General features: G+C 51.2%; 12 protein-coding genes. 7 read left to right on the top strand and 5 right to left on the bottom strand.

Annotated features, from left to right (window positions below; translation table 11 throughout):
* Positions 1–91: 91 nt before the first annotated feature.
* From Q5705_17170 to Q5705_17185, 4 genes are all read right to left on the bottom strand, one after another.
* A complete protein-coding gene (locus Q5705_17170; protein ID WLI76293.1) occupies positions 92–1441 on the bottom strand; it encodes a GntP family permease in 1350 nt (449 codons plus the stop codon).
* A gap of 102 nt (positions 1442–1543) precedes the next feature.
* Positions 1544–3511 carry a YjhG/YagF family D-xylonate dehydratase gene (locus Q5705_17175; GenBank protein ID WLI76294.1) on the bottom strand — a complete coding sequence of 656 codons (1968 nt, stop codon included), beginning with the start codon at positions 3509–3511 and terminating at the stop codon, positions 1544–1546.
* A 10-nt stretch (positions 3512–3521) separates the two neighbouring features.
* Entirely contained in the window at positions 3522–4427 is a 906-nt protein-coding gene (locus Q5705_17180) for a dihydrodipicolinate synthase family protein (GenBank protein WLI76295.1), read from the bottom strand.
* A 4-nt stretch (positions 4428–4431) separates the two neighbouring features.
* A complete protein-coding gene (locus Q5705_17185) occupies positions 4432–5220 on the bottom strand; it encodes an IclR family transcriptional regulator (GenBank protein ID WLI76296.1) in 789 nt (262 codons plus the stop codon).
* A gap of 333 nt (positions 5221–5553) precedes the next feature.
* Between Q5705_17185 and leuC the strand changes: the two genes are divergently transcribed.
* The 5 genes from leuC to Q5705_17210 are packed head-to-tail and all read left to right on the top strand — an operon-like array spanning position 5554 to position 10145.
* Positions 5554–6975, top strand: a complete 1422-nt coding sequence (gene leuC, locus Q5705_17190; protein ID WLI76297.1) for a 3-isopropylmalate dehydratase large subunit — start codon at positions 5554–5556, stop codon at positions 6973–6975.
* 1 nt (position 6976) lies between these two features.
* Positions 6977–7594, top strand: a complete 618-nt coding sequence (gene leuD, locus Q5705_17195; protein ID WLI76298.1) for a 3-isopropylmalate dehydratase small subunit — start codon at positions 6977–6979, stop codon at positions 7592–7594.
* Entirely contained in the window at positions 7594–8508 is a 915-nt protein-coding gene (locus Q5705_17200; protein WLI76299.1) for an alpha/beta hydrolase, read from the top strand. Before leuD ends, Q5705_17200 begins: the two co-directional genes overlap by 1 nt.
* Before the next feature lie 33 nt (positions 8509–8541).
* Positions 8542–9504 carry a LysR family transcriptional regulator gene (locus Q5705_17205; GenBank protein WLI76300.1) on the top strand — a complete coding sequence of 321 codons (963 nt, stop codon included), beginning with the start codon at positions 8542–8544 and terminating at the stop codon, positions 9502–9504.
* A complete protein-coding gene (locus Q5705_17210) occupies positions 9504–10145 on the top strand; it encodes a DUF943 family protein (GenBank protein WLI76301.1) in 642 nt (213 codons plus the stop codon). The genes Q5705_17205 and Q5705_17210 overlap by 1 nt, the downstream gene beginning before the upstream one ends.
* 34 nt (positions 10146–10179) lie before the next feature.
* Here Q5705_17210 and Q5705_17215 read toward each other — a convergent pair whose 3' ends face one another.
* Positions 10180–11805, bottom strand: coding sequence for a GMC family oxidoreductase N-terminal domain-containing protein (locus Q5705_17215; GenBank protein ID WLI76302.1), 1626 nt, complete (start codon positions 11803–11805; stop codon positions 10180–10182).
* A 975-nt stretch (positions 11806–12780) separates the two neighbouring features.
* On the opposite strand from Q5705_17215, the gene flhD reads away from it, so the two are divergent.
* Both flhD and flhC read left to right on the top strand, forming a co-directional pair.
* A complete protein-coding gene (gene flhD / locus Q5705_17220; GenBank protein ID WLI76303.1) occupies positions 12781–13128 on the top strand; it encodes a flagellar transcriptional regulator FlhD in 348 nt (115 codons plus the stop codon).
* Positions 13129–13142: 14 nt separating this feature from the next.
* On the top strand, positions 13143–13700 hold the full coding sequence (flhC, locus tag Q5705_17225; GenBank protein WLI79055.1) for a flagellar transcriptional regulator FlhC: 558 nt from the start codon (positions 13143–13145) through the stop codon (positions 13698–13700).
* Positions 13701–13729 lie beyond the last annotated feature (29 nt).

Consider the following 13729-nt stretch of genomic DNA (forward strand, 5'->3'; position numbering starts at 1 on the left):
ACAGGGTATGTTATTTGTGACATACCCTGCGCCAGGTTTCGCTCAAATTTTCTAATTTTGGGCGGTTATTTCCAGAAAACCAGATGTGCAGTTACACCACCATGCTGGCCAGCAGAATAAACAGCAGCCCGAAGATGGATAACAGCGTTGACATTAATGTCCAGGACAATAACGTCTCTTTGGTCGTCAGGCCGAAGAAATCTTTAATCATCCAGAAGCTGGCGTCATTGACATGCGAGCAGATACAAGAGCCTGCGCCCGTTGCCAGCGTAATCAAGGCAAGGTTGGTATCAGGATGGACGGCCAGTAAAGGGATCACGAGCCCGGCAGTAGAGATAGCCGCCACGGTAGCCGATCCCAGACAAATCCGCAGGAAAGCCGCCACACCCCAGGCCATCAGAATCGGATTGATATCCATACCCGATACTAACGTCGAGATATATTGACCGACACCGGAATCAATCAGCACCTGCTTAAAGGCTCCCCCGCCGCCGATAATCAGCAGCAGCCCGGCAATACCGGCGATCGCTTTACCACAGGAATCCATCAACTCCGGAATGGTTTTCCCGCGGCCTAACCCCATCGTGTAAATGGCAAACAACAATGAAATCAGCATGGCAATCGTCGAGTTGCCTAAAAACAGGAACACGTTATAGAGCAGGCCAGGATCCCCGGCACCTTTTGCACGGGACATCTGCATAATGGTGACCAGCGCCATCAGGATCACCGGCAACATCGCGGTTAAGAAGCTGATACCGAACCCTGGCATTTCACTTTCGCTGAATCTTTTGGTTGCCCCAAGTGAGGCAATATTGCCCTCTTTTTTAAACGCATCCGGAATGATCCGCTGGCAGAATTTGTTCAGTATCGGGCCGCAGAGAATAAAGGTTGGAATGCCAACAATAATTCCGTATATCAGCACTAACCCAACATCAGCGCCATATTCCCGGGCGATAACTGTCGGGCCCGGATGGGGTGGCAAAAAGCCGTGCGCAACCAGCAAACCGGCGAGCATGGGCACACACATATACATGGGTGATATTTTCGCTTCGCGCGCGATGGCGAACAAAATAGGCACCAGCAGAATCAAACCCACTTCGAAAAAGAGCGCAATACCGACAATAAATGCGGAACAAACCACCGCCCAGTCGAGCCTTTTTTCACCGAAATAATTCAGCATGGTCAGCGCAATACGCTGTGCTCCCCCCGCATCAGATAACAGGCGGCCAAGCATCACACCAAAGCCAAATATCAAACCAATATGACCAAGCGTACCGCCAAGACCAGACTCGACCGAGGCGACGACTTTATTCAGATCCATTCCACTGGCGATGGCGACAGCAATCGAGACAATAATTAAAGAAACAAAGGTGTTGAGTCTAACTTTTATGGTTAAAAGCAGGAGTAAAGCAATACCTGCCACAACGATAATTAGTGGCATAATGTCCTCTCATTATTCAGGTAGGTACCCGTCATAATTCGGCTGCATAAATTACGCCTATACAGCCGAATTATTCAGGGTCAAGATGTTCTATTTTTACTTTCAGTTTTTATTAAAATAGTCGCGCAATGCATTGCTGATTTTATTGACGTCATATACACACCCGCACCATGTCCCGCCGCTCACGGCCTGGAGCATCGCCCACAGTCGGGTATCATCCGGCAGATCAGGGTCGGGCATTAAATCCGGGTGACTATTTCTGGCATTTAAAATAGCGGTGGCCTCCTCTCGTGAGGGTAATTTTTTATCTGCGCTTGTCCCTAAAAAATTGACCTCGCCTTGCAGCTTCCGACAGTCAATTTTTATTTCAATAATATCCCCTGTGCGTAATTTACCAATTGCGCCACCAGCCAGCGCTTCCGGCCCGACATGGCCGATACAGGCACCGGTAGAGACGCCCGAAAAACGAGCATCGGTAATCAGCGAAACATGCTTGCCGTAAGAGAGATGTTTTAACGCGCTGGTCACCTGATACGTCTCTTCCATCCCGGTGCCGGATGGCCCGACCCCAATAATGACCAGGATATCCCCGGCTTTAATGTTGTCGTGCTTGATATCGTAAATCACGCTTTTCTCAGACAGGTAAACCTTCGCAATGCCTTTGTGGTGGTAGATCCCCTGGTCATCAATCACCGAGGCATCAATGGCGGTGGATTTGATCACCGATCCTTGTGGCGCAATGTTGCCCACCGGGAAAGTGATAGTGGAGGTCAATCCCCGTTTTTGCGCCTGCGGCGGTGACATAATCACCTCATCAGCATCAATCTGCTCCTGTTCACGCAGCAGCGCTTTGAATCGTTGCCGACGTTCAGAGTGCTCCCACCAGTCGAGGTTTTCCTTCAGCGTACTGCCCGTTACGGTCATCACCTCTTCATGCAATAACCCCAGGCCACGCAGATGCAACATCACTTCTGGCACGCCGCCTGCCATAAAGGCGTTGACGGTCGGATGATAAACCGGGCCATTTGGCAGCACACTGACCAGCCGCGGCACCAACCTGTTGATGCGGATCCAGTCATCGACCGTCGGGATGTGGCAACCGGCCTGATGGGCGATGGCCGGGATATGTAACAGCAGATTGGTCGAACCGCCGAATGCCGCATGCACTATCATCGCGTTCTCAATCGCTTTATCGGTGAGAATGTCTTTGGTGGTGATACCTTTTTTACTCAAATGCAGCGCTGCTCGCGCAGAGGCTCTGGCAATTTCCTGCCACACCGGCTCGCCGGAAGGCGCCAGTGCAGAGTGCGGGATAGCCAACCCCAGCCCTTCGGCCACCACCTGAGATGTCCCGGCGGTGCCTAAAAACTGGCAGCCGCCACCGGAGGAGGCACATGCCTGGCAACCCGCGCGACGCGCGGCCTGTAGCGTTAACTCGCCATTCGCGAATCGGGCGCCTATCGTCTGCACTTTGCCGTTATCTTCACCGTGCTGCGCAGGCAGTGTCGCACCGCCGGGAATTAACACCGTCGCTTTGTCATGTTGCGACGCAAGCGCCATCATGGTAGCGGGAAGCCCTTTATCACAGGTCGCCACACCGATCACCGCTTTCGCGCCGGGCAAGGAACGGATAAGACGGCGCATCACCATCGATGCGTCATTACGATAAGGCAGCGAGTCAAACATCCCGATCGTGCCCTGGGTTCGCCCGTCACACGGATCAGAAACATACACAGCATAAGGCAGGGCGTTGTGCGTTTTGATAACCTCCGCCGCCGCTTTCATCTGAATATCCAGCTCGTAGTGCCCCTGGTGCAGCGCCAGCGCGACAGGCTTACCATCAGCGCCGCGCAATCCGCCCAGCGTACTGAGCAGCAGTATTTCATCACGATCCAGCTCTTCGGGCTTCCAGCCCATACCGGCGTTCATGGTCATGCCAAACAGATCCCCGCTCGGGCGATTGATGAGCATCTCCGGCGTTAACGGCAATTCACCTTGTGGACCGGCGGCGTGTGTCCTGACCCGGTAGATATCGTGATTCTCGTCAGCAAAAATATCGCGAACAGACATAATGTTCTCCTCAGGCCTGTGAAATGCCCTGCGCGACCAGCAGCGCACGTACTTTTTCTTTGGCTTCTTCTGAAGCCTCAAGGATTGGCGGCAGGCAATAGGTGTCCACAGGCAGCCCCACACATTGCATGCTGTACTTGATAAGCGAAACAAACGGTGTTTCCAGCGCGTAGATCGACGGCAGTTGCAGTAACTTTTTATTCAGTGTGGCGGCAGTCGCCAGATTGCCCTCACGCCAGGCGTTGTAGATGCCAACGGATAATTCCGGGGCAAAATTAGCACTGGCGGTAATCGCGCCATCGCCGCCCAGCAGCAGGGTATTGAGTAGATGGTCGTCGTAACCACAGAACACGGAGAATGCCGGGCGTACCGCTTTGATCGTGTTGATCATCGTGCGCAAGTGGCCGACGCTGTCGATGGTGTCTTTGATCCCAACGATGTTCTCATTTTGTAAAACCAGACGCGTCACGATGTCGGGGGTTAAATCCTGGCCGGTTAAGTCCGGGAAGTTATAAAGGATCACCGGCAGCGTGACGCTGCGGGCAATGCGCTGGTAATAGTCGTCCAGATTGCGTGACGCGATTTTCCAGTAATACGGGTTGATGGCGACCACGCCATCCGCGCCGCAGGCTTCGGCATGCCGGGCCAGTTTGACCGCTTCATCGGTCGATGGCGAGCCAACGCCAATTAACACCGGGACTCGCCCGGCGACGACAGCCACGGCTTCCTCCGTTAATGCCATCCGTTGGCTGGTATTCATCTGGCTAAATTCACCGCCGGTGCCCAGGTAAAACAGCCCGTCAACGCCTTCATTAATTAAGAAGTCGGCGACATGCTGCATTGCCGCTTTATCAATTGTCCCGTCCCGGTGAAATGTGCTGGATACCGGCGGAATAATTCCCTTAAATTTTCTCATGACTTCAGTTTCCTTTTCTTAAATATTCATTTTCGTTTCTGTATCCCAGTCCATATGATATTTGCCCTGCACATTGCCGGAGCAATTCAAGATAACCGTCGACCTTATTACTGGAATACACCACCGGATTGCCAGAAAGTGAGATCGCATAGTTAACCCGGCTGTACATATTAAATACCGGCATACTTAAACATACTGCACCATAAGTAGATTCTTCATTGTCTATTGCCCACCCACGCAGCCGTGTTTTTTGCAACTCTTCCAGGAATAAATTCTTATCGGTGATCGTATTGCGCGTGTGCTTTGGCAATGTTAATACATTTAAAAAATAATCCAGCTCTTCGCGTGTCTTCCAGGCCAGTAACGCTTTACCCAGTGCGGTAATATGTAATTCCAGTTTTTTGCCGATCCAACTTTTCCGCGTCGGCACCGAATCCGGGCTTTCTACCTTGTCGAGATAAATCGCGGAGTAACTCTCCATCGCGCCCAGGTGGCACACCAGGCCGCTTTTCAGCGACAGTTCCTGCATGGGTCGCTTGGTCACCTCGAAGATATTTTTGCGGTGCAACGCCTGGCAGCCAAGTTCATAGTTTTTTATCCCCAGGGCATATTGACCATGCTCATTTTTAATTAAGAAGCCACAATCAACCATCACATTTAATAAATTCAGCAAGCTACTTTTTGGGTATTGAAATTCTTTCAAGAGCTCCATATAACTCGCCACGCCAACATAAGCGATATGCGTTAATATTTTCTCGGCACGAATTAATGAATTACACCCTTTGCGAACCATCTCAGAACCCTCTTACTGTTGATATAAATAGTATCCGCCATGAACGGGGGAAAATATGCCTTGTTCAACAGGCTGAACTGGAATAAGAAGATTAAGTGTGATCCAGGGCGCAGTTTGAATGCCCGGACGCGATGGAAACGCCGCGCAAACGCCAGGCATACCCCATCCAGGGGTTAAAAGTGGGTGGCTATACAGCAAAATCTTATTGAAATAATGTGAGCATCAACACGATATGTATTTTTATACTTTCCAGTCTGGAATCATCGTTAACGTAATAGTGTGTCATCATAAACCAGACACTTATCTGCAACAGGGTTGCCCAGGATAATAACCATGTCGGCTAAAACGCTATACGAAAAAATCGTTGAATCACATACGATCCGCGAGCTGGATAATGAAGGCCATCTATTACTTTATATCGACCGTTCTATTCTGAACGAATATACCAGCCCGCAAGCCTTTAGCGGGTTACGGGAACGCCACCGTACAGTGCGACGACCGCAAAATTTTTTACTCAATATCGACCACGTTAATCCCACCCGACCGCAGCGCGATAGTGATATGACCGACGCTGGCGGACAGTTGCAGGTCGACTACTTCAGGCAAAACGCCGCCGATTTCGGTATTGAACTGTTTGATGTGCTGGACCCACGGCAAGGTATTGAACACGTTGTTGCGCACGAACAAGGCCTGGTGATGCCCGGCATGGTTATTGCCGCCGGTGACAGCCATACAACAACTTACGGGGCGTTCGGCGCGCTGGGGTTTGGCATTGGCACGTCGGAAATTGAACATCTGCTGGCGACACAAACGCTGGTTTATCACAAGCTCAAAACCTTACGCGTGCGCGTGATGGGGGAATTACCGTTTGGCTGTACGGCAAAAGATATCGTACTCGAACTGCTTGAACGCATAGGCGCGGATGGTGCAACAGGCTACGCCATTGAATTTGACGGCGAGGCCATTGCAGCGCTGAGCGTCGAGGGCCGAATGACGCTCTGTAATATGGCGGTTGAGGCGGGCGCGCGCGGTGCGCTTATCGCCCCGGACGAGAAAGTCTTTGCGTATATAGAAGGAAAACCGCAAATCCCAACCGGTGCGCTCTGGCGCCAGGCGCGGCAAGCATGGTCAGCACTTCACAGCGACCCGGATGCCGTTTTTGATAAAACCGTCACCCTCGATTGCCGCGTCATGACACCGAAAGTGACCTGGGGCGTCAGCCCGGATCAAACCTGTTCTATTGACAGCTGCGTCCCCTCGCCCGATCAGGAGCGGGATCGGGTAAAACGTCAGGCAATGGAAAACGCACTACGCTATATGGCACTCACACCCGGCATGCCGCTGCGCGGGCTGCCTATCACCCATGCGTTCATTGGGTCTTGCACCAACGGGCGGATTGAAGACCTCCGCGCGGCGGCAGCGGTTGTCCGGGGACGCAAAGTCGCCAGCCATGTGCGGGCCATCGTCGTGCCGGGCTCCTCACAGGTTCGCCAGCAGGCGGAAAAAGAGGGCGTTGCACAGATCTTTCTTGATGCCGGTTTTGAATGGCGTCAGTCCGGGTGCTCAATGTGTCTTGCCATGAACGAGGACGTACTGGCGCCCGGCGATCGCTGCGCGTCGGGGACGAACCGTAATTTTCCCGGTCGACAGGGTGCAGGTTCAAGAACCCATTTGATGAGCCCGGCCATGGTTGCTGCGGCAGCGGTCGCCGGGCACCTGGTGGATGTGCGTACGTTACTGGAGGCCAGTGAATAACATGGAACAATTTAAGCGCATCAACGGCCTGCTTGCCCCCATGCTGGAGGCGAACATCGATACCGATGTCATTATGCCAAAGCAATTTCTCAAAGGGATCGATCGTCAGGGGCTGGATAAAGGCGTCTTTTTTGACCGCCGTTTTCTTGCCGATGGTCAACCCGATCCCGCTTTTATTCTCAATATGCCAGGCTGGCAGGGGGCGACATTCCTGCTGACAGGCCCTAATTTCGGCTGTGGTTCGAGTCGCGAACATGCCGTCTGGGGACTGAAACAGTTGGGGATCCGCGCGCTTATCGGCACAACGTTCGCGGGGATCTTTAACGACAACTGCCAGCGCAACGGTGTGCTGACCATCTCTGTGGACGACGCGGCTTTCGAAGACCTGAAAAAATGCGCCTTTGATATCACGACCAACCACATTACGGTTTCCCTTGCGCCGTGTGAAATTATGACCAGCGATAAGGTCATCCCGTTTGCGATAAGCGAGCTTAAGCGCGAAATGTTGGCGAGCGGAGACGATGCGGTTGAATGGACGTTGCAATATGAGGCCGGGATAACGCAATTCGAGGAGCAACATTATGCGCGTCATCCGTGGTTAAAGCGGGAGCAGCAATAATGAGCACGATAACCGAAAAAGGCGCCTCGCCCTTTATTGACGGGTTCGCGCTTAAGGATGTGCGCCTGGCGAATAATTTAACTATCCGGGCAGCGGTTGGCGGTAGCGGTTTGCCGCTGGTGCTGCTGCATGGACACCCACAAAACCATGTGACATGGCAAAAAGTCGCCCCTAAGCTTGCGAAAGAGTACACCGTAGTCCTGCCCGATTTACGCGGCTATGGCGACAGTGACAAGCCAGAGAGCGACGAAACACACCGCGCCTACTCTAAGCGGGCAATGGCGCAGGATATTGTCATGCTGATGGCAGCGTTAGGGTTTGCGCGTTTTGCCTTTGTCGGCCACGATCGCGGCGCGCGGGTCGGCCATCGGCTGGCGCTCGATTATCCGCAGAATGTCATGTGCTGTACGTTTATTGATATTGCGCCAACCGCCACGATGTACGCCCTGACGGATAAAACCTTTGCCACTCGCTATTTCTGGTGGTTCTTCCTGATTCAGCCTTTCCCGCTGCCAGAAACGATGATCGGGCACGATCCTGAATTTTTTCTGCGTAAGCATATTGAAGGCCAGCTAAAAACGCCCGGTGCGACATCCGAGAAAACCCTGCAAGAGTATCTGCGTTGCTACCAGCGCCCGGAAATGATCCACGCGGTCTGCGAAGATTACCGGGCGGCAGCAACCATAGATTTGGTGGATGATGCAGAAGATGCTTCGGCCCGCATTCACTGTCCGCTGCTGTTGCTATGGGGCGCGCACGGTACAGTTGGGCAACTGTATGACGTGGTGGATACCTGGCGGGAGAAAGCGGTTTTGGTCGAGGGTGAAGCGTTACCCTGTGGGCATTCTCCGCAGGAAGAGATCCCGGAACGCTTCCTCGCTAAATTACGGCCTTTTCTGCAATCAGTGCTATAACACCTTCATTATCCATGGCCTGCCAATAACGCGATGAAATTGATGCCACCAGGGAAAAAACATCCCCAGCCTCTCGAAGGCTGGCCTTCCGTCGACGATCTTTACGTTTTTGTCACCGTAGTCCGTAATGGTGGTTTCGCCCGCGCAGCGCTGGAACTGGGCTTGTCGCCGTCATACATCAGTAAGCGGATCGCCATTCTGGAAAAGCGCCTTGAGACGCGGCTTTTTTTTCGTAATAACCGAATCATGCGCTTAACGCCTGAAGGGGAAAATGCGCTGGAAGGGGCGATGCAGGTGGTGAGCGAAATGGATACGTTTGTCAGCCTCCTCAACGGCCAGCGTGGGGCGCTTAGCGGCAATATCACCATCAGTTGTTCATTTGGTTTTGGACACCGTTTCATTGCGGATGCACTGGCGGAATTTATGCTGCGCTATCCCAATATCAACGTGAAGCTACTGCTTAGCGCTCGTGAAATGGATTTAGTGGAAGAAGGTATCGATATTGAGATCCGCGTCGGTGATGACATCAACGAACGGTATATCGCCCGCCCGCTGGCAGCCAACCGCCGTATTCTTTGCGCGTCGCCGGATTACCTTGCGCGTCACGGCGTACCGGAATCTATTGATGCCCTGCTACAGCATGAATGCCTGATGATTCAGGAAAAAAATTCCGCGTTTGGTAACTGGTTACTGACGGACGGCGAGCAACACATTCAATGCCGGTTGAATAGTCGTCACTCATCAAACAGCGGCAGCGTGGTGCTGACCTGGACGCGAAAAGGGCACGGTATTGCATTGCGTTCGACATGGGATGTGGCGACGTTCATTGAGCGCGGCGAACTGGTGCATATATTGCCGCAATGGTATCAGGCTGCGAATATCTGGGCGGTGTATACCCGGCGCGCGTCCAGCGCTCAGCGTATCAAAACGTGCATCGATTTTTTGAGCGAGTATCTGGCCCAGAGATTGCCCGCTATCGCAGATGCTGCGTTATAGTGTTGTGCCCTTGCCTGCCCCGGTCACTGCTTTTGGCTGCGGATGCGTCCAGAGGGCTTGAGAAGGTAACAAGGCAGGAGTGTTGCCGTATTCTGTTTGATGAGTTCCGCCATCTGTCGAATCCCTTTACTATCTACAGCCCATACCGACATTTGATTAGAAATCAAGGGATAACGCTTATGTTTAGTAAACGAAAGATGGTATTTTATGCACTATTTCTTTTGGGATGCATGCTGGGTGGTTATTTTTTATGGCTGACATTACGTCCAGTGGAAATTGTAGAAATACACCAACGAAGAAATTTTAGTGATGTTCTGGTGAATAACTTTCCGCTTACTGATAAAGCAAAAATAAACTGGTGGCTAAAAAACAAGGATCGCTTAAAAAAAGAATATGGAATTCCCAAACCCGCATCATATGGTAATTTCACCATCACTTTCTGGTTATTCGGCGAGGGTTATAAAGAAGAAGGTAAATACGACAGGCTTTGTTTTGATGATATGAAAACAAAAAGAAACTGCATCGAAAAAGAAGCCGTTTTTTCTGTGGACTGGAGCAAAAACTTAGGGCTGGTATTTACCGTAGATGACGGCGCCTATCAAATGACTAAAAATGGCGACGTTGTGAAACTTAATAAATAGCAGGGGAAAACCTTCCCCTGCCCGAAAATTACGCTTAAAAATAGTGCGATCCCATCACCTGCAACCCATGCGTTGCTTTAATGAGATCGGCGGCGCGTTCACCGATCACCACACAGGGTGCCATGATGTTGCCAACGGGTATTCTTGGCAGAACGGACGCATCGGCAATGCGCAGGTTTTTAATGCCGTAAACCCGCAGTTGCCCGTCGACCACCGACATCGCATCACGCCCCATTTTCGCGGTACAGGATTGGTGCCAGAACGTCACCGCTGAGTTGCGCAAGAATTGCTCCATCTGATGACGTTCGCGATACAGCGGCGTCACTTCGCGCTTGATGAGGTTATCAAAATGCGGATGGTTGCCAATTGCCCGGCACAGTTCAACGGTCGCGAAAGCCGCGGTTAAATCCTCCGGCTCACTGAGCACGTTAGGATCAATCACCAGCGGATCGTCAGGATCGGGGCCTGACAACCGCACGCTCCCGCGGCTTTTCGGCTGTGCCAGCCCGGCAAACATCGTCCAGCCATGCTCAGGCGGGTCAATCCCCACCTCCGGCGGCGACGGTACGGCAAATTCGAGTTGGCACTGCAACAGATCCGGCGTCTCAAGACGCGTGTCGCTCTTCCAGTACAGCGTTGATTCGCAGCCACCCGCATTCACCGGTTGCGGTGTGCGATACTCCCACGTGCAGCCAAAAGCAATATGGTCCTGATGATTCTGCCCCACGCCAGGATGGTGCTCGACCACCTTGATGCCGTGCGCGTGTAGTTCTTCCTGCGGGCCAATCCCTGATTGCATCAGGACTTTCGGCGTCTGGATAGCGCCCATCGACATCACCACTTCGCATAGCGCGCCGATACGGCACAGTTGACCATTCATCACCACTTCTACGCCTATCACCTGCTTACCTTCAAACAGCAAACGCGTGACCAGCGCATGGGTTACCACCGTCAAATTGGGCTGATACATGCGCGGATAGACATAAGAGCGAAAGATGGACTGGCGTCGGCCATTGCGAATACGCAAATCAGCGATCGCCACCCCGCCGGGGCCTTCCATCATCTCACCGTTCGGGCTATCAAAACGGGGAATACCAAATGCACTGGCGGCCCCAAGCGTGGCATGTACCAGCGGCTGCGGTTCAATCGCGGGGGCAACATAGACTGGCCCACCGACACCACGGCGTCGCTGATCGGGCGCGCCCTGCCAGTTCTCGATCCGCCGGTAATAGTCGAGGATAGACGCATATTCCCAGCCCGAATCGCCCGACTCTGCGGCATAGTAATCCCAGTCGCTTTTATGCCCGCGCGACCAGACCATCACATTAATGCTTGAACCGCCGCCCAGCCCTTTGCCCATATTTAAGGGCAACCGCCGGCCATTGAGATGCGGATTGGGTTCCCCAACAAAATTCCAGTCGTATTTAGAACCCAAATTCAACGGCCAGCTACCGGGGTCGTAAATGGTAGGGCTGACATCATCGTCGCCCGCTTCAAGAAGCAAGACCTGGACATCCGGCAGCTCGGACAGACGTGCAGCAACCACACACCCGGCAGAACCTGCACCGCAAACAATGAAGTCATAATGCGATTTCAGCCCAAAAGTAAGCGAACCGGACGTTTTAGCGGCTCCTGTCCTGCTATTAAAATCAACGCTCATTTTAAATCCTCATAGATATTCACAGTAAGAGTTCTTCCAATCACAACTATTGCGATCGCGCTCCCTGATAACCTCTTGACTGCATACCTGTGCTGAAAAGGATCGTACTGCATTCAACTACCCGGTCCGTGCCAGCAAACGCGGCAGCATTAGGGAAGCATGAAAAGCAATTCTTCGCGCCATTGCCCGGTTTTAAGGATTCCTGACACCTTTCGCCCGGCGAACGCAGAATAAAATTCCACCCTAAAGAGAACTTGTTAACAACTTGTGATAATAACTAACAGCGATAATAACCAAAGTAAATAGTCAGTTTTATGAACTATTCAGATGATTTTCTTATATGCCCGCAGGACGCGGGGGATTAGGAGGAGAAGCCTTGAAAACAAGACTATTCTTAGAGATCGCCTGTGAGCAGGTCACCAGCCCATCTTTCGTCGATTTTTCACATCAGAGAATGATTCGCATATTCAAACCACGAACATTTAAAATTATCATTACAACTTATCCCATCCCCCCTCAAATAACCTTTTTATACGCATAGCACCACTGCGGATATATTCTCTTTACGCCTAATCATTTCAATAGGATAAGTTATTACTGAAAAAGAGACACTTTCTCACCCCCAACGCGGAAATTTATGTAACTAAAGTAATATTCGTACCAATATCTTATGTAAGCATATGAAATATATAGTTATTTTAAAATATCATAAAACAGGATTTACGATTCTCCTGTTTTTTCCGCATTTTCGCGATTGTTCGAATTAAGGCAATTGTGTAATCTTATTTCCGTCTTAGGCAACAACCTAAAGACATTTAAAGCAGGAATAATAAATTTCACCTGCATAATAAAATAGTAAAATTTTGCTTGTTAGTTAATTTGATTATTATCGAAATAAAGTGGTTGCTCGCATATTTATTAATTAAATAAAAGTAAAAACCTATATCGACTGGCGGTTTTTACGGGAGCAACTTGATGAACGAACACAATTTTGAAGAACAAATGCAGTCCATTCAGGATCTGAACCTGTCCTACTTGTTACTGGCACAGCGTCTGATCCGTGAAGATAAAATTGCCGCCGGTTTCCGCCTGGGTTTAAACGACACTACGCTGGAAACATTAGGTACTTTATCGCTGCCGCAACTTATTAAGCTCTCTTCGACCGGCCAGCTTATCAGCCGGTTGCGTATTGATGATGATGTAGTGATTAATTGCCTGACAAAAGATTCCCGTATCGATGCGCTTCAGCGCTTGCACACCGGGATCATTCTGTCGAGCAATCTGCTTAACACCCTCGGCGAAGACGGCAACGAGGCAGCATAATGGAAGACACTATGTTGCACGAAAAAAGCATTATGTCGGAGATCAGAGACGCGCAAATCGCGATGGAACTGATTAATTTCGGCGCCAGAATGCAGGTTCTGGAGAGTGAAACCAGCCTCAGCCGCAGAAGGCTGTTAAAGCTCTACAAAGAGCTGAAAGGCGATTCACCGCCAAAAGGAATGCTGCCCTTTTCTGCCGACTGGTATATGGCGTGGGAACAGAATATCCACTCATCCATTTTCTATAATATTTACTGCTACTTGCAGAAAGTAGAAAAGGGACGCTCTGTTGAGTTAATGCTGAAAGCCTACCGTATTTATCTTGAACACGGTCTGGCTGAAGCCGATGAAAAACCGGTGCTGGGGTTAACCCGCGCATGGACGCTGTTACGTTTTGTCGACGGCGGCATGTTAAAACAGACACAGTGCGATTGTTGTGGCGGCAATTTTATTAGCACGCCGGAACATATGTTCAAAGGTTTTACCTGTAGCCTTTGTATTCCACCATCACGGGCGATGAAAAAAAGCCCGATGTTAAACTTTGTGTCAGGCACAACCGCGACCCTGCAATAATCGCTTCCCCTGCGGGTCACTCGTGAAAG

The organism is Kosakonia sp. H02 (assembly GCA_030704225.1).
In the GTDB taxonomy this organism is placed as follows: Bacteria; Pseudomonadota; Gammaproteobacteria; order Enterobacterales; family Enterobacteriaceae; genus Kosakonia.

Bases quoted from the DNA above. Each gene is read 5' to 3' on its own strand.
- leuD (WLI76298.1), top strand. From the start codon at position 6,977: ATGGAACAATTTAAGCGCATCAACGGCCTGCTTGCCCCCATGCTGGAG.
- Q5705_17205 (WLI76300.1), top strand. From the start codon at position 8,542: ATGAAATTGATGCCACCAGGGAAAAAACATCCCCAGCCTCTCGAAGGC.
- Q5705_17170 (WLI76293.1), bottom strand. From the start codon at position 1,441: ATGCCACTAATTATCGTTGTGGCAGGTATTGCTTTACTCCTGCTTTTA.
- Q5705_17180 (WLI76295.1), bottom strand. From the start codon at position 4,427: ATGAGAAAATTTAAGGGAATTATTCCGCCGGTATCCAGCACATTTCAC.
- flhD (WLI76303.1), top strand. From the start codon at position 12,781: ATGAACGAACACAATTTTGAAGAACAAATGCAGTCCATTCAGGATCTG.
- Q5705_17200 (WLI76299.1), top strand. From the start codon at position 7,594: ATGAGCACGATAACCGAAAAAGGCGCCTCGCCCTTTATTGACGGGTTC.
- leuC (WLI76297.1), top strand. From the start codon at position 5,554: ATGTCGGCTAAAACGCTATACGAAAAAATCGTTGAATCACATACGATC.
- Q5705_17175 (WLI76294.1), bottom strand. From the start codon at position 3,511: ATGTCTGTTCGCGATATTTTTGCTGACGAGAATCACGATATCTACCGG.
- Q5705_17215 (WLI76302.1), bottom strand. From the start codon at position 11,805: ATGAGCGTTGATTTTAATAGCAGGACAGGAGCCGCTAAAACGTCCGGT.
- Q5705_17185 (WLI76296.1), bottom strand. From the start codon at position 5,220: ATGGTTCGCAAAGGGTGTAATTCATTAATTCGTGCCGAGAAAATATTA.